The organism is Streptomyces fulvoviolaceus, assembly GCF_000718165.1.
Lineage (GTDB): Bacteria > Actinomycetota > Actinomycetes > Streptomycetales > Streptomycetaceae > Streptomyces > Streptomyces fulvoviolaceus.
Genome location: NZ_JOEY01000010.1, coordinates 50,913 through 66,857, shown reverse-complemented (window position 1 = coordinate 66,857; position 15,945 = coordinate 50,913). Strand labels below are relative to the sequence as shown.

Here is a 15,945-nt window from a genome sequence, read left to right as displayed (position 1 = left end):
CGGGCTGCTACTTCGCGTCGATCAGGCCGTGCGGCGGCACCGTCACCGTGCGGTTGCCGGGCGTGCCGCCCAGGATCACCTTCCGCAGAGCGACGTTGTTCTTCAGGTTGGTCTCCTGGAGGCGCTTCTCCGGGTTGGCGATGACCTGGATGTAGTACGTGCCGTTCGCCAGGTCCGTGATCTCGAAGGACTGGCCGGGGCGGTACTGGGTGTAGGTGTCGCCGGAGCCGACGTCGAGGACCTCGCGGACGGAGATGGAGTTCTGCTGACCGCAGGCGGTGGACAGATCGGTGTTGTACGGCTTGAAGTTGGCGTTCTTCACCGTGTAGTCGACGGCGTCGGTGTTGGCCAGGCAGAACGCCTCCTTGCCGCTGCGCACCTCCTTCGTCTGGTCCGCGCTCAGCAGGCGGTAGCTGGCGAAGTCGGTGAAGTGCCAGTGCTCGTGGCCGATGCGCGGGTCCCACTCCATGGTGCCGGTGGGTGTGTAGCCGACCTGCTTGCCCTTGGCGTCGTAGAAGTACTGGTAGGCGTCCATCAGGTCGGCGCCCGGCTTGCGGAAGCCGTCGACGACGAGCGGGGCCGGGCCGGCGTTCCAGACGTTCGCGCTGAAGGCGAGGTAGTCCTTGCCCGGTACGTCCCCGTCCTCGCCGTCGGTGATGGCGATGTCCCAGGCCGGCAGTGAACGCAGGTCAGGCTTGGGCACGCCCGCGGGAACGCCCGCACGCCCGGTGGGCCGCTTGGAGTTGGGCTTCAGAGCGGGTGCGATGCGGGAGCCGTCGGTGTGGCCGGAGCCGTCACCCAGGTGGTGGGCGGCACCGCGGTCCTCGAGGGCGTGGGAGAGGGCGGAGGGCGTGGGCTCGTCGGCGCCTCGCGGGCCGTAGTGGTGGGCGGCACCGTGAGCGCCGCTGTGGTGGGCGGTCAGCCCCGCGCCGCCACCGCCGCCGTTGTCACTGTTCTGCCGGACCGTCACCTTGATCGTCGGCTGGTCATTCGGGATGCCGAACAGGTCCCGGTACTTCTTGGCGACCGACACCTTGGCCGTGTACTCGCCCGCCGGCAGATCCACCGGCTTGTCGTAGTCGACCGTGCTGGAGTTGGACGCCCACCCCTTCTCGACACCCCACACCGAGCCCAGCGTGAACGGGTTCGTGGGGCAGCTCTCCGGATAGTGCGAGGTCGCCGGGGCGCCCGGGCGGATGCGTCCGGAGGCGTTGTTCGGGCAGAAGGTGCCCTTGCTCTTGGCCACCTCCTCGCCCGCCGCGTTCTTGATCGACACGTTCAGGAAGCCGGGCAGGCCGGAGAAGTCCTTCACCAGGCCGGCCGGCAGGGTTCTGGTCTTGACCTTCGTGCCGTCGCGGAGGATCTGCTTGGCGACGACGGGGTCCTTGTAGGACTTCCGCGTCACCTTGAACTCGAAGGGCGCCTTGTCGACGGTGACGTACGTGCCGAGGTCGAGGTAGACCCCGTCGGCCCCGTCTTCTCCCCCGTCCCACCGGTCGAGCGTCACGGACTTCGACGCGGCGATCAGCTTGAGCTTCGGCGTGCCGGGCGTTGCGGCCTCCGCCGACCCGGGAGCGATCGCGGCTCCGGTGACGACGACGGCGAGCGCGGCTCCGGCGCCGAGCGCGGGACGCCGTAGACGGCGGTGGCGGTGTTGCTGACTGGTCATCGGGTTCCCCATCTGCGAGTGCCGTGGTCAGCGGCATCCGGTTCTGTGAGCAACCTGTGAGATTGGTAAAGGGAGGGTCGAGGTTGCCTGTTGAAGCGGAATTCAACCGACGGGGCGACGCGGTCAGGCAGCCCCCGGCGCCTCCACCGGCAGCCCGCGTTCGACGGCGGCCGCCGCCAGCCGCTTGTCGTAGGTGACGAACGCGGTGAGGGCGTGCTCCAGATACTCCGCGCTCGCCAGATGGATCGCGTCGAGGCTGCGCAGGTCCCGGACGGGGAACATACCGGCGGCCCGCAGCACCGGATCGGTGATCCGGATGCGCAACAGCCGGTCGAGCAACTCCTCGGCCGCGTCGCCCACTTCGGGATCCGCGTCGGCCCTCACCAGCGCACGGAACACCTCTGTCTGCGAGAGCGCCGACGTCACATGCCCCTCGGCGGCACGCGCCGACAGGAAGGCGCGCAGGGCGTCGGTCTCCGCCTCCGGCAGGAGGAGCTTGAGCAGGGCGCACGAGTCGAGGTAGATCAACGGTTCTCTTCCTCGCGCATCCGGAGAAGCACCTCGGACAGCTTCGACGGGGCACCCGGGCGAGCGGGCAGGGGTTGCCAGTCGCCGAGCCCGCGTGCCGAGGCGGCATTGTCCGGATCCACGGTTCCCGTGCGCACCAGGTCTTCCATGACGCGCTGTTCCGGGTCCGGCGGTCCCAGGACCGCGATCAGCCGTCCGTTGCGGGTGATCTCCACCCGCTCTCCCGCCGCCACCCGGTCGATGAGTTCGCTGGCGTGCTGCTGAAGCTGCCGAATGGGCACGCGTGTGGTCATGGACTCACGCTACGAGCGGCGTGCGGCGTTTTCCATGAATGTGCGGCGTTTTCACTCGGGCGAGCTACGAGGCCGGGGCTGAGCTCGGGCACGCCGCCGGCGCACCTGCTCGTGCGCCGGCGTGCGGCCCGGGCCTACGGACGACACCGGGAACCGTCACCAACTCCACGGCGTCTCCAGGGCTTTGAAGGCCTACGGGGGAGATCACCATGACCAGGAAGACAGGACCCCAGCGATACCCCGGCGCGAGCCGGGCCAACTGGTACCAGGACGACTTCGGCGGCAGCGCGATGGAGGTCAACGTCGTCGTGCTGCACACGACGGAGGGCCGCAGCCTGCCGACGTACAGCGGTGGCGCGATGGCACCGAACCTGACGGCCGTGCCCGACCTGGCCGCCAAGAAGCTGAAGTGGTATCAGCACTTCGACATCGAGACCTCGTCCAGGGCGCTGAACAACAAGCAGGGCGGCGTCGAGACCAACACGCTGAACGTGTGCCAGGTCGAGCTGGTCGGCACCTGCGATCCCAAGACCCACGCGAAGTGGCAGGCCGCGGGCAAGGAGTACATCTACTGGCCGGACGCCCCGGACTGGGCGCTGCGGTCGGTCGCGCGCTTCCTCGCCTGGATGCACGAGGAGCACGGCGTGCCGCTGACCGGGCCGGCGGCGTGGCCCGCCTATCCGACGTCGTACGGCAGCAAGGGCGGCCAGCGCATGTCGGGCACGAAGTGGTCGGCGTTCAAGGGCGTGTGCGGGCACATGCACGTGCCCGAGAACGACCACGGCGACCCGGGGGCGATCGACTTCTCCCGCCTGGTCAAGTACGCCAAGGACGAGCTGGACCTGGACGACCCGGCCCCCGAGGAGCCGACTCCCTCGAAACCGAAGGTCCCCGTCTTCCCCGGCCGGAAGTACTTCGCGGACGGCGCCTCCAACAAGTACGTCCTCCAGCTCGGCAAGCAGCTGGTCGAGCTCGGCTTCGGCGACCACTACAAGGTCGGCCCGAGCCGGGACTGGGGCGAGGCGGACCGGCTGAACGTCCGTGACTTCCAGAAGTCGCGGACGGAGCTGCGCGGCGACGCGGACGGGCACCCCGGGCCGCTGACCTGGCGCCTGCTGTTCTCCTAGCGCCCGCTACGGCCTCACCCGTACGGCTCTCCGCGCGGGGCGCCATGACGTGCCCGTTCTTAGCGTGGTCGTGTGACCGCCCTGAAGTGTGCGAGCCGGTACGCCGGGCCCCGTGACGGGGAGGAGTGCGGGGCGCGTGCGCGGTTTGAGATCGCCTGCCATGGTCGGCCCGCGCTGATCGTGTGCGCTCAGCATCTCGGGCCGTCGTTGTTGTTGGCGGACGGGGTTTTGTGGCCACCGGAGATCAGGCTGGTTCGGTAGGTCGTGATGAAGCTGTCGGCCGGTGGGGGCTGGTCGCGCCCACGCGGCGGAGCCGCATATCGATACAGCCCCGCGCCCCTGAAGAAGAAAACGCACCGGCGTTCGTCATGGGCGCCTAGCCCCTCGCCACCAAAGGCAGCGGCGCGAACACATGGTTCTCCCACAAGGCGCGCGACGCCTCCTCCGGGTAGGGCACCACCGCCCGTTCCACGTCCAGGAGTTGGGTGAGGCGGTCCTTCGCGTCGTACGGGGCCCAGCCCGGGTCGCCCGTCGTCGCGAAGGCAGTCCACGCAGCCCGGAAGCGCGCCGACAGCTCCTCGGCCTCCGGCGTCGGCGTCGGGCCGATCAGCTCGCTGCCGAGGCCTGCGAAGGTGCCGAAGGTCAGGGGGACGTCCAGGCCGTGGCAGGCGCCGAGGCCTGCCGGGGAGGGCCAGGTGAGTTCGTAGAAGTGGGCGCGGCCGCCGCCGGACACGTGGGCCTCGGCCAGGTGCAGCGAGGGCATGCGGAAGAGCCAGTCGGAGTTGACCAGTTCGAAGAGCTGCTCGGCGGAGGCGTCGGGGTAGGCGGCGCGGTACGACTGCTCGGCACCAGGTGTCGGCCCCAGCGCCCGCAGTGCCAACCCCGCCTGCTCCTCCCCGACCTGCCCGAGCAGCCCGCCCAGCGCGAGGAAGAGCCGGAACTCGTCCCGGTTGTGCCCGGCGATCAGCTCCACCTCGCGGGCGGCACCGGCGGCCAGGGCCTCCCAGGGCGCGGCGGGCAGGATGTCGCCGTCGACGACGGGGGAGTACGGCGTCGGGGTGAGCGCCACCGCGCCCCACCGGTCGCCGTACTGGAGCATCCGGCCGCTCACCGCGGCGCCCGCCGCCGTCAGTTTCCGCGGGTCCACGGTCGACAGGTCGGCCACCGTCGGGCGTAGACCCAGCTCGCCCGCCAGGACGGTGGCGATGTCGGCGGCGAGCTCCGGGGAGAAGTAGGTGCCGGGCACGCTCTGGGCGATGGCCCGCCGGAACAGGCCCCGGGCGCGGGGCATGGCCATCAGCGCGGCGATGGAGCCGGCGCCGGCGGACTCGCCGAAGACGGTGACCTTGCCGGGGTCGCCGCCGAACGCGGTGATGTTCTCCCGTACCCACTCCAGCGCGGCGACCTGGTCGAGCAGGCCGCGGTTGGCCGGGGCGCCGTCGATGTGGGCGAAACCCTCCATGCCGACGCGGTAGTTGAGGGTGACGACGACCACGTCGCCGTCCCGGGACAGACGGCCGCCGTCGTAGCCGGGGTCGTCGGCAGAGCCCAGCTTGTAGGCGCCGCCGTAGATCCACACGAGCACGGGGCGGTGGGCCGCCGGGTCGGGCTCCGGGCTCCACACGTTGACCGTCAGCCAGTCGTCGCCGGTGGGGAGGTCCCCGGTCACGGGCGGCGGCGGTCCCAGCGGCTCCTGCGGGGGCGGCGGGCCGAACGCGGCCGCCTCCCGCACCCCGTCCCAGGCGGGCGCGGGCCGCGGGGCGGCGAAGCGCAGCTCGCCCACCGGGGGCTGGGCGAACGGGATGCCGCGGAAGACGGCCGACCCCGCCTCACGGCGCCCGCGCACCGCGCCGGCCGCCGTCCTGACCTCGGGAGATTCTGCTGTGCTCATGCGGGGCTCCTCACGCCGTCGTATTGAAGAAAAGACAGCCAGGCCGGACCCTACGACAGAGTTGTTTAAGTTTCTAGTAAAAGAGGCGGGAGTTGTAGATTGACCGACATGGTCCGTATGCGCCTGCCGAACGGCATGTTCCTCGCCGGTGTCGTCGGCGGGGCCGCCGCCATGGCCGGCCTCTTCTGGCTCGCCACCGCCCTGATCGCCAGGAACGAGTCGACCACCGAGCTCAACCAGTACGACACCATGCTGGTCGACGGCCACAAGGCCCTCAAGCCCCAGATCGTCGCAGGCCGCACCCAGAGCCTCTACCACCCGCTCCCGTGGGTCGGCACCAAGGTGGAGGTCTCCTGCCCGACCGGCCTGAAGGCACTCGCCGGCACGACGATGACCTGCACCGGCGAGCGCCACGACGGCTCGACCATCGACATCCCGGTGACCGTGATCAGGGCGACGGACACCCACATCACATGGAAGTTCGAGCGCTGAGAACGCCGTAGGCCACTGACTGCGGCCACCGACCGCCCCGCCTCACCGCCGACCGGTGCGCCCGGAGCGGTACCTCACGCCCCGGTTACGTTTTGCTCAACCTCTGGTTGCGATGCGGTGAGCAGGTGACCATGGAGACATGACTCTGGCCGAGCGTGCCCTGGCGCGACTGGAAGTGTGGTCCGACCTCAGTACGGGCGCGCCCAGTTGTGGCACCGGGCGGGCTCTTCGCTCCGCCCACAGCGAGATCGTCCACTTCCACTCCGGGCACGACGTGGACCTCCACCTCACCGACCCGGCCATACGGCGGTTCCGGCACGACCTCCAGGAGTCCACCGCGGTACGGCTGGTGCCGGGATCCCGCTGGGTCACCATCCACCTCGACTGCGACGCCGACGTCGACCTGCTGATGAGTCTCGTCAGCGTGGCGCTCAAGGCCCACCAGGCGAAGGCCGACCCCGCGGACGCCCCCGCCGCCTGCAACTTCCACCGTGTGACGGTCGTGCCGCGCGAACACGCCGGGGACAGCTGACCGCTTTTGGGGTGAACACCGCATAACGGGGTCATGAGCGCCCCAGCCATGCCATTCTGACTCCGGGCCAAGTCTCCTGTGGGGACGAGGATTTGGCATGGGGGAACAGCACATGGTCAACGAGGTCGACGTCGTCGCGATCCACGGCATGAACATGCACCGCGCCCAGCGCAGCGAGATGCAGCGCACCTGGCACGCGGCGATGGCCGAGGGACTCGCCAACATCCGCAGCGCACACGCCTCGACGCTGACCGTCGAGTGCGCCTTCTACGGGCACGAGTACAACGACGGGAAGGCGGGCGGGGAGCCGCGGTACAGCCGGATCGACATCCGGCCCGGCTTCGAGGAAGAGCTGCTGATCGCCATCGGCGACGCACTCGAGGAAGCGGACGGGGAGGCCGACGAACCGACGAAGTTCCACCTTCCGGGCAAGGTCCAGCGCGCCCTCGCCGCGATCGAGCGCCAGGAACTCTTCGAGGGCCGGGACAGCAGGGCGATCTCGTACGTCAAGCAGGTCGACCGCTATCTGACCGACCCGGACTTCCGCAAGGTCGTCCACGCCGAGGTGACCACCGCGATGCGGCGGTCCCCGCGGGTCGTCGTCGCCCACTCACTGGGCAGTGTGGTCGCCTACGACTGGCTGCGGGAGAACAGGCCCGAGCGGCCGCCCGCCCTGATCACCATCGGCTCGCCGCTCGGACTCGCGGCCATCCGCCGCCGCGTGAACGCGCCCGGCTGGCCGGGGAACACCCGCACCTGGACGAACATCGCGGCCGCGCACGACGCCGTGGCGATGGTCAAGGAGCTCGCCCCGCTGTACTCGCCCGACATCCGCGACCTCCCCTGTGACAATCCGCGCAAGGAGGCGCACTCGGCCGTCCAGTACCTGACCAACGTCCACACCTCCCGGGCCGTCGAAGCGGCGCTGGCATGAGCCGGCGGGGCATCTTCTGCCTCTCGGGTGTGGGCACGCACAAGGAAGGGGTCTGCGAGCGGCTCGGACTCGTCGACCTCACCCGGGTGCCGGAGGAACTCGCCACCATGCGGCGGGCCCTGACCTCACTGGGTCTGGAGGAGCATCTGCCGTTCGACACCGAAGAGCGCGAACATGACGTGCTCGCACGGGAGTTGAACAACAGCGAAGCCCCGCAGGACGCCCGGACCCTGGTCGTCTACTGCACCGGTCACGGCATCCAGGGCGATCACGGCTTCGAACTGCTGCTGTCGGACGGGTACAGCGAGGAACCGGCCCGGCTGATCAAGTCGCTCGGGCAGGAGAAGTGGCGGAATCTGCAGGAGATCGTCCTCATCATCGACGCCTGTTCCGCCGAGCCCGGCCTGGACGCGGCCCTGATCGAGGCCCGCAAGGCGAACACCTGGACGTCGCTCAAGGGGTTCTGGGGCATCGGCGCGAGCCGTCGGCTGGAGCAGGCCACGCAGGGATCGTTTGCGACCGCCTTCGCCGAGGCCGTCGAGCGGGCCGTCCGGCCCTCCTGGAACATCTCCCACCTCGATCCCGGCACGCTCGCCACCACGGTCAACGAGGCGCTCGGCCCGAACCAGAACGTCTGGCTCGCCGAAGGCCACCCCGCCGAACCCTGCCGAGCCCTCCCCAACCCCCTCCACCAGAACCCCCGTCCGCCCACCGGCCTCTCCCTCCCCGCCACCTGGGCGGCCCGGGCACGCGGTGTCGCGGCCCCTGACCTCCCCGGGTTCTTCTTCACGGGCCGCACCGCCCTCCTCGCCGAACTGCGCGCGCACCTCACCGCCACCGACGACAGCGACCCCCTCACGGCCGTCACCGGAAGCCCCGGCACCGGAAAGTCCGCTCTGCTCGGCCACCTCGCCCTGACCACCGGTGCGATGGCGGGCAGGGGAGACCCGCAGCACCTGTTGGAGATGGTTCGAGCGGCCCCCAAGCCCCTCGCCCTGGTCCTGGACGACCTGGACAGTCCTGACAGTCCTGACAACCCTGACGAGACGACGACCACCCCGGAGCAGTGGACCGAGTTCCTCTCAACTCTCCGGTCCATAGAGGGAGTTCGGGCGGTCCTGGCCCTGCCCGCCACCTCCCGTATCCCGCTCCCCGCCACCACCCACCGCCTCGACGACCTCCAGGACGAGTCCGCCGCGGCGATCCGCAGCTACCTCGACCGGCAGATCCGCCTCACGGTCCCGGGAGCGCGCGAGAAGGACATCGCGGAGACCCTCGACTCCCTTGCTCCGCACGCCGGTTCGGAATGGCCCGTCGCCGTCGGCGTGACCCTCCCCCGTGTCACGAAGGACACCCGCTCGATCCGCGACTACCAGGCCCGCGCCACAAGGGAGTTGGATGCGACGGCCCACCGCGTGTGCCGGGAGCGCGTCGGCGCGGTGCTCGGCGGCGACAAGGCGCGGGCCGTCGTCTCGGCCCTCGCCGCCCTGTGCGGGTACGACGACACGGTCGCCCTCCCCGCCCTCGAGTGGGCAGCCGCCGCGGCCGTGGAAACGCAGGACGTCCTGACCGCCGTACCGCTCATGCGCTCGCTCGTCGAGAGCCGACCCGCGGAGGACGGAACCCCGCGCTGGCGGGCCCGGTTCGGGCATCCGGAGGGCGGCGGACACGCGAAGCCGGAGGAGTTCCTGCAGCGGCTGCCGCAGGTGAGCGGGTGGCGGGAGGTGGAGTGGCGGACGCTCGACCCCGGCCTGCTGGCGCTGGTGTCGGACGCGGCCGCGCGCGGGCTGATCGACGGGCGGCTGGTGGACGAACCGGCGTTCCTGCTGGGCGTACCGCCGGGTGTCGCGTCCAGGGCGATCCGGCGGCTCGGTGCCAAGGGCGACAGCCGCGCGGACCTCGCCCGCCGCGCCCGTATGTGGCAGCTGGTCCCCCGCACCGCCCCCGACGCCGACCGCGCCCTGCTGCTGCGCGTCGGCGCCGAACGCTTCGACGTGAAGCCCGTGGTGAACGCCTTCCGTACCGGGCGGCCGCGGACGCCCGTCGAGTGGGTGCAGCCGGACCGGTCCCGCACCACCCGGCTGACGGCCATGACGGCCACGTCCGCCGCGGTCGTCAGCGTGTACGACGACGACTCGCTCTCCTTCCACGACCCGGCGGACGGCACCGTCCTGCGCCCGCCGGTCCCGGTGCCGGGCACCCCGCGGGACGTGACCGTGGCCGTCGTACGGGACCGCCCGGTGGCGCTCGTGTCGACCTGGCGGCACGAGATCTGGCGGGTGGCGTGCGACGAGGACACGGCGCCGGTGCTCGTGCCGGAGCTCGTGCCGCCGCGGGGCGAGCAGAGCCCGCTGCTGGTGTCGCTGCACCCGGGCGGCCAGGTCGTCGTCGCGGCGGGGCCGGAGGTGTGGACCGGCGGGCTCGACACGGGCGCGGCGGTGCGCAGGCTCGCCCTGCTGGACACGGACGTGCTCGCGGTCCGTACGGCGGGGGAGGCCGCGGAGCCGGTCGTCTGGCTGGTGCCGGCGTCCGGCAGGCTGCGCCGGCTGCGGCTGGGCGAGGTGCCGGGGCCCGCGGTGTCGCCGTTCCCCGTCCCGCACCGGCCGCTCGCCGTCGCGGTGTCCGAGGGCGGCGACCAGGCGCTGATCGTGGACACCGCCGGCGGACTCCAGCTGCGCGGGGCGGGCTGGGAGGGCGTGGTGCTCACGCCGCCCCCGGGCGCCGGGACGCTCGCGGCCGCGCTCGACGGTTCGACCGTCGTGGTCGGCGGCCCGGTCGGCCGCGCCGGCTGGCTGGACGTCCACCGTCCGGCCCGCGCCGCGGCACCGGCGCGACTACCCCTCGACGACGCGGCGGTCGCCGTCGCACTGCACGGGAAGGACCGCTTGATCGTGGCACGCACCTGCGGACTGCTGTCCCTGAACCTGGCGGGTCCCCATGACTGAGATTGAGACCGGGAGCGGGGCCGAAACCGAGGCCGGGGCGAAGGCCAGCGCCGAAACCGAGGCCGAGACCAGGGCCGAGACCAGGGCCGGGACCGAAACCGGGGCCGGGACCGGGACCGGGACCGGGACCGGGACCGGGACCGGGACCGCGGCTGGGACCGGGGCCGAAACCGAGGCCGGGGCCAAGGCCGGGACCGAAACCGGAACCGAGGCCGGGGCCAAGGCCGAAGCCGGGACCGGGACCGGGACCGGGACCGGGGCCGGGGCCGGGACCGGGACCGCGGCTGGGAGCGGGGCCGAAACCGAGGCCGGGGCCAAGGCCAGGGCCGAACCCGAGGCCGAGACCAGGGCCGGGACCGAGGCCGGGGCCAAGGCCGAAGCCGGGACCGGGACCGAAACCAGGGCCGGGACCGGGACCGAAACCGCGGCCGGAACCGAGGCCGGGGCCGAGGCCGGAGCCGGGGCCGGGACCGAAACCAGGGCCGGGACCGGGACCGAAACCGGGGCCGGAACCGAGGCCGGGGCCGGGGCCGCGGCCGGAGCCGGGACCGAGACCGGGGCTGGGGCCGAGGCCGGGGCTGGGACCGGGGCCGAGACCGCGGCCGGAGCCGGGGCCGAGACCGCGGCCGGGACCGGGCCCCAGGTCAGGACGAACCGCCTCCCGGCAGTGCAACCACCGTTCATACCGGACCTGTTGACGGCAGGCCTCGTCCTGGTTCGCGTCGTCCTCGCCGACCCGGCCGGGGCGAGCGCGGCTGTCTGGCGGGACGTGGCCGACTTCCACGGCGTCGTCGTGCGACCGCTGCTCGCGGGCGAGGACACGGCCGCGGGGCCGGTCGACGGCACGGCGCTGATGGCGTTGGCGTCGGCCGCCATGGACGCCGACGCCCCCTTGGACGACGTGGTCCTGGACGACCTGATGACCCTGGCCGAGCGGACAGCCGAGACGGAGGCCCGGGCAACTCCCGACCCCCGACCCGTCCTCCCCCTCGGCACCCTCGACGGCCGCTTCGTCCCCCTGGCCCTCACCACCCCCCGCGACGACCTGCCCTGGCACTTCCCCCTCGCCGAAGCCCGCCGCGCGGCCGCCGAGGCCGCCGTCGACGCCGTACTGTCCGCCTTCCCGGGCAGACCCACGGCGGCGGAGTCCTGGCCGTACACCCCCCACTTCTGCCGGCCGCCCGCGGTGCCGCTGTCGGAGGAGGCCGTCGACCTGCCGTTGGCGCTGTGGCTGCTGGGCCGGAGCTTCGGGCTGGAGGCTCCCGCGCTGCTCGCCGCGGGCCGTTTCGACGGCAGGGAGTTCGTGGCGACGTCACAGCCGGGCCTCGCGGCGGACCGGGACCTGCTCGTCCCCGCGACGGGGGGCTGGGAACTGCGTCCCGCCGACGGCTCGAAGCCCCGCCGCACCACCGCGCCGCGCACGCTGGACGGGGCCGCGTCGGTCGTGTGGGGCACGGAGTGGGAACGGTGCAAGCGGGACGCGCACGCGGCCGAACTCGACCGGCTGGGCTGGCACTTCATCGACTGGAGCGAGACGCCGGAGGAGCAGCCCCTGCCGGACCTCCCGGTGGTCCAGGTGCACAACCTGCAGCGGTACTGCCTCGACAAGAGCGCCCCCGGCTCGGTCGCGATACTGGGCGGCACCCGGCAGAGCGGCCGCAGCGCCGTCGTACGGCAGGTGGCCCGGCGGCTGAACCGGCACAAGCGGCCCTGGCTCGTGCAGGTGATCGCCGGGGCGACCCGGGTGCTGCCGGACCGGCACACCGCGCTGGAGGTCGCCACGCACGCCCTGGGGGCGGGCCCGGGAGAGGAGCCGGCGCGCCGGCTGCTCGTCTTCGAGGACCTCCAGCCGACCGGTGACGGCAACGCCGCGGAGGTGCTGCGCCTCGTCGCGCAGCGGCTGCGGATCACCGTCCTCGGCGTGCTGGAGTACGCCGAGGGCTCGACGACGGACTGGGACACCGACGACACGTTCGTGGCCACGGCGGTCGTCGGGCAGGAGGCGCGCAGACTCTTCGTCGAGGAGCTCGCGGCCGCCGACAGGACCCTCGACCCCGCGCGGGCCTTCGACGCGGTGGCTGCCCGGACCCCGGTCGACCTGCGCACGCTCACCAAGCTGATGAAGGGCGACACCGGGGCCGCGGCCCGCCGGTCCGCCCGTTTCGCCGAGCTGGACGAGGACCGGCGGGCGGCCCTGGTCCGCGCGGCGGCGCTCAGCCTGGTGTCCGCGGACGTCCCCGAGGCCACGCTGGCCACGCTCCGGGACGAGGACCGCGAACTCTTCGGCATCGGGCCCGGCCGGGCCCCGTCGACGGCACGGCTGACCGGCACGGACGACTGCCTGGCACTGCTGGAGCTGCACGCGCCCGCGAAACCGGGCGCCCCGCGCCGGCGGGCCGCCCTGGGCGCGCTGGTGGAGCAGCAGGTCCGGCCGGAACTGGAGCAACTGCTCATGGACGGCGACCCGTTGGTGGTGGAACGGCTGCGGGGTGTCCGGCTCTACCAGGAGCACGTGGCCCGGTCCCTGCTGAGGACGGCGGACCAGGCCGGCCTGCTGGCGGAGTGGGCGGCGACGGCCCCGCTGCTGAGCGTCGCGGACCTGACCGGGCTCAGCGAGCTCATGCCCGACCGGATGGCACAGAAGGTCGTCGAGAAGCTCGCGGTCAGGGCCTGCCAGGCCACCGAACCGCTCACGCCCGGCGGGCTGCTGGCCCTGATGCACGCGCGCGAGCGCTTTGACACCCTGCTGCCCACGGACATCAACGACGACCTGGTCTCCTGGCTCATCGACGCCGTCGACGACGTGTTCCACCGGTCCGCGGGGCGGCCGGACGAGCGGTTCGCGATGCTCGGGCTGCTGGAGCGGATGGACCGCGACGACGCCGCCGACCTGGTGGCCGCGCGGGCCCTGGACGTCCTGACCGGCCTGCGGGTCCGGGTGGAGGACTACCGGCTGGTGCAGAAGGTGGACCAACTGCACCGGCGGGTCTCCCGGCGCACCTGGCAGGACGCGCCGCTGTTCCCGGTGGACCAGGAAGGCCCCGTCGAAGAGCTGCTGGAGCGCAAGCCGGACCCCGCCGACGGCATCCCCGTGCTGTTCGAGGCCATGAACCTGCGGCTGTGCCTCGTCGACCGGGGCTGGCTCATCACGTACGAGAAGTACCAGACCGCACTGAACCAGGCCCTCCGCTCGGCCACCGCGCACGAGCTGGCGCTGGCCCTCCAGGGGATCCGCTCCCCGATCCCCCAGTTCAGCACCTGGCTGCTCAACAGCACCAACAAGGAGAGCTGGCAGGACTTCCCGGACCGGGCCCGGACCCTGCTGCACAAGGCGAGCCCCTCCGACGCGGCGACGCTGCTGGGCGCCGTGGCGCGGGCCAACGGCACCACCGCGCAGACCATCATCTCCGGCGGCCCCGACCCGGAGAGACTGGCGAGGACACTCGCCGAACGGGCCGCCACCTCCGGGGACGCCAAGGGCATAGGACAACTGCTCTCCGCCGCTCAGTCGATCGAGGACCTGTTCCAGGAGGGGGCCAGCTCCTTCGCGAACGACCTGGCCGAGACGCTCGGCGTGCAGAACGTCCTCAAGATGATCAGGTACGACCCGCGCACCTCGGTCCGCTACCACGTCATCAAGGGCGTGTGGGACGCCCGGGCCAGTTACCGGGGCGAGCTGCTCGACGAGGCGCTCACGGTCGTCGTCGACTCCCTGCGCCACGGCCGCAAGCACTGGGGCGCCGAGATCGCGCTGCGCCTCATGCAGGAGCCGGAGCTCGGCCTGATCGCCCTGGAGGAACTGCACGACCGGACCACCCCGCAGATGCTGCTGCGCGGCATGACCTCGGCCAACACCGCGCACGGACGGGCCGCGTTCCACCGGCTGGGGCGGGCCGTGCACCCCGAGGTCCCGGCCCTCTTCCTGCAGAAGTGGGAGCTGGAGCCGTTCGTCGAGGGGCTCACCACCGCCTCGCCCACCGCCGCCCTGGAGGTGTGCGCGGCCGTGGCCCGCACGCTGGCCGACGCCGACCTGCCGGAGCCCGGTCCGCTCATCGCCGCCGAGACCGGCGGCGCCGAGCTGTGGGCGCGGCGCCTGCGCGAGGGGCGCAACCAGGAGGCGTTCGTCCAGGCGGTCCGCCATCTCACCGCGCTGCGCCCCGAGACCGCGGGCGAGGTGCTGGACCGGCTGCGGGCCACGAAGAGCCGGCGCAGGGTTGCCGGCCAGGACGCGGACGCCCTGTTGATGCGGCTGCGGCACGCGCTGTTCGCGGAGCCGACCTGCGCCCCGGCACTGCTGCGGGCCGTCCACCGGGTCCGCCCGCAGCTCGCGCGGGACCTCGCGGCCGACGTCGCCGAGGACAAGCACGCCACCTTCGTGTTCTGCGGCGAGCTCCAGCAGATCCAGAACCCCGTCGCCCAGTCGGCCGCCGCCCTCGACCTCGTCCGGGTCGGCGTCGCCCGGACCTCGCCGCTGGTCAAGTCCTGGATCGACCAGGTGAAGACCGTACGGATGCAGAGCGTCCAGCGCTTCGCCGGCCCGCGCGCGGTGACGTCCCTGCTGCGCATGCTGGCGGCCTGGGAGCAGGGCTGGGGCCCGGACGCCGCGAAGCGGGTGAACGTCCGCAATGTCGTACGGCGCCTGTCGCGCGGCGCGCTCACGGACGTCACGGACGCGGTCGCCCTGATCCGTACGACGGCCGCCCTGGACAACCCGGACGGCGCCCGGCAGATCCTGGCGGAGCTGCTCAGGCCCGGCATCGCACGGCTCGCCGACCACGTCGACCTCGACACGCTGTGCGCGCTGGTGGACGTCGCGGGCGAGCTGGCCCCCGAGGAGGTGCCGAAGCTGTCGCACGCGCTCGGCGCGGCCCTGCGCTCCTACGTCGGCCGGCCCGTGGTCAGCGACGAGCGCGCGCACTGGCTGCGGGTGGGGCGGGCTAGCCGCACCCTGAACCGGGTCAAGGCGGGCCCGCTGTCCGTGGGCGACCCCCGCCTCCCGCCGAACGCCGCCTACGCCCCGGTCGTCGCCTGGGCGGCCACGGGCCTGGACCAGCCCGGCTGGGGCAACGACGCGCTGGGCCGGGCGGCGGGGCGGCTGGCAGCCCTGCGGTCGCAGCCGACCGTGCAGTCCGTGCCGACCGTGCCGGCCGCACCGGTCTCGGTGCCCCTGCCCGATGTCACGGACCGGGCGTGCGCGCTCTCCGCGACCGGCCGCGGCTGCGCGCCCGAGCTCCGGGAGAGCCGCACCGACTGGGACGTCGGCTCGGCCCCGTTCTGGCTGCTGCGGATCCTGTACGCGGAGGCGGCCGACGATGCCTACCTGGCCGCGGCGCTGGCGGCGGGCGAGCCCGTCGTACGGGAGCGCGTGGACCGGGTCACCAGCCGGGCGGACTGGGACGCGGGCCGGCTGCAGCTGATGCTCGACGCCCGGGGTGTCCTGGGCAGGGACCGGCGCAACGGGTACCGGGGCCCCTACCCGGGCCCGCGCCCGCGGGGCGCCTGAGAGGACAGGCCACTGGAGGTCCCCATTCCGG

Annotated in this window: 10 protein-coding genes; 6 read left to right on the top strand and 4 right to left on the bottom strand. The window is 72.8% G+C overall.

Annotated elements, in window-relative coordinates; genetic code table 11:
- Positions 1–7 precede the first annotated feature (7 nt).
- The 3 genes from IG08_RS0112435 to IG08_RS0112425 all read right to left on the bottom strand — a co-directional run bounded on the left by IG08_RS0112435 (position 8) and on the right by IG08_RS0112425 (position 2,490).
- The gene (locus IG08_RS0112435; RefSeq protein ID WP_030600102.1) at positions 8–1,669 is read right to left on the bottom strand and encodes a lysyl oxidase family protein; all 1,662 of its coding nucleotides are present in this window, start codon (positions 1,667–1,669) and stop codon (positions 8–10) included.
- 123 nt (positions 1,670–1,792) lie between these two features.
- Positions 1,793–2,197, bottom strand: a complete 405-nt coding sequence (locus tag IG08_RS0112430) for a type II toxin-antitoxin system VapC family toxin (RefSeq protein WP_030600100.1) — start codon at positions 2,195–2,197, stop codon at positions 1,793–1,795.
- Positions 2,194–2,490 (bottom strand): type II toxin-antitoxin system Phd/YefM family antitoxin, encoded by a 297-nt coding sequence (locus tag IG08_RS0112425; RefSeq protein WP_030600098.1) that lies wholly within the window; start codon positions 2,488–2,490, stop codon positions 2,194–2,196. Before IG08_RS0112425 ends, IG08_RS0112430 begins: the two co-directional genes overlap by 4 nt.
- Positions 2,491–2,699: 209 nt before the next feature.
- Here IG08_RS0112425 and IG08_RS0112420 point away from each other — a divergent pair, with 209 nt between their 5' ends.
- Positions 2,700–3,617, top strand: coding sequence for a peptidoglycan-binding protein (locus IG08_RS0112420; protein ID WP_030600095.1), 918 nt, complete (start codon positions 2,700–2,702; stop codon positions 3,615–3,617).
- A gap of 376 nt (positions 3,618–3,993) precedes the next feature.
- On the opposite strand, the gene IG08_RS0112415 is transcribed toward IG08_RS0112420, so the two are convergent.
- On the bottom strand, positions 3,994–5,508 hold the full coding sequence (locus tag IG08_RS0112415) for a carboxylesterase/lipase family protein (RefSeq protein WP_030600093.1): 1,515 nt from the start codon (positions 5,506–5,508) through the stop codon (positions 3,994–3,996).
- 108 nt (positions 5,509–5,616) lie between these two features.
- Here IG08_RS0112415 and IG08_RS0112410 point away from each other — a divergent pair, with 108 nt between their 5' ends.
- The 5 genes from IG08_RS0112410 to IG08_RS55775 all read left to right on the top strand — a co-directional run bounded on the left by IG08_RS0112410 (position 5,617) and on the right by IG08_RS55775 (position 15,914).
- Positions 5,617–6,000: a DUF4333 domain-containing protein gene (locus IG08_RS0112410; RefSeq protein ID WP_234342857.1), complete on the top strand. Its 384-nt coding sequence runs from the start codon at positions 5,617–5,619 to the stop codon at positions 5,998–6,000.
- A gap of 139 nt (positions 6,001–6,139) precedes the next feature.
- Complete coding sequence (locus tag IG08_RS0112405; protein ID WP_030600089.1) at positions 6,140–6,532, top strand: luciferase domain-containing protein; 393 nt, start codon at positions 6,140–6,142, stop codon at positions 6,530–6,532.
- A gap of 97 nt (positions 6,533–6,629) precedes the next feature.
- Entirely contained in the window at positions 6,630–7,466 is an 837-nt protein-coding gene (locus IG08_RS0112400; protein ID WP_052424637.1) for an alpha/beta hydrolase family protein, read from the top strand.
- Positions 7,463–10,411, top strand: a complete 2,949-nt coding sequence (locus IG08_RS0112395) for an ATP-binding protein (RefSeq protein WP_030600085.1) — start codon at positions 7,463–7,465, stop codon at positions 10,409–10,411. The genes IG08_RS0112400 and IG08_RS0112395 overlap by 4 nt, the downstream gene beginning before the upstream one ends.
- Positions 10,404–15,914 carry a hypothetical protein gene (locus IG08_RS55775; protein WP_052424636.1) on the top strand — a complete coding sequence of 1,837 codons (5,511 nt, stop codon included), beginning with the start codon at positions 10,404–10,406 and terminating at the stop codon, positions 15,912–15,914. Before IG08_RS0112395 ends, IG08_RS55775 begins: the two co-directional genes overlap by 8 nt.
- Positions 15,915–15,945: the final 31 nt, after the last annotated feature.

What these genes read in the sequence shown, in the direction of transcription:
- IG08_RS0112435 (WP_030600102.1), bottom strand. Translation starts at nt 1,669, where the DNA reads ATGACCAGTCAGCAACACCGCCACCGCCGTCTACGGCGTCCCGCGCTC.
- IG08_RS0112425 (WP_030600098.1), bottom strand. Translation starts at nt 2,490, where the DNA reads ATGACCACACGCGTGCCCATTCGGCAGCTTCAGCAGCACGCCAGCGAA.
- IG08_RS0112420 (WP_030600095.1), top strand. Translation starts at nt 2,700, where the DNA reads ATGACCAGGAAGACAGGACCCCAGCGATACCCCGGCGCGAGCCGGGCC.
- IG08_RS0112415 (WP_030600093.1), bottom strand. Translation starts at nt 5,508, where the DNA reads ATGAGCACAGCAGAATCTCCCGAGGTCAGGACGGCGGCCGGCGCGGTG.
- IG08_RS0112410 (WP_234342857.1), top strand. Translation starts at nt 5,617, where the DNA reads ATGGTCCGTATGCGCCTGCCGAACGGCATGTTCCTCGCCGGTGTCGTC.
- IG08_RS0112405 (WP_030600089.1), top strand. Translation starts at nt 6,140, where the DNA reads ATGACTCTGGCCGAGCGTGCCCTGGCGCGACTGGAAGTGTGGTCCGAC.
- IG08_RS0112400 (WP_052424637.1), top strand. Translation starts at nt 6,630, where the DNA reads ATGGGGGAACAGCACATGGTCAACGAGGTCGACGTCGTCGCGATCCAC.
- IG08_RS0112395 (WP_030600085.1), top strand. Translation starts at nt 7,463, where the DNA reads ATGAGCCGGCGGGGCATCTTCTGCCTCTCGGGTGTGGGCACGCACAAG.
- IG08_RS55775 (WP_052424636.1), top strand. Translation starts at nt 10,404, where the DNA reads ATGACTGAGATTGAGACCGGGAGCGGGGCCGAAACCGAGGCCGGGGCG.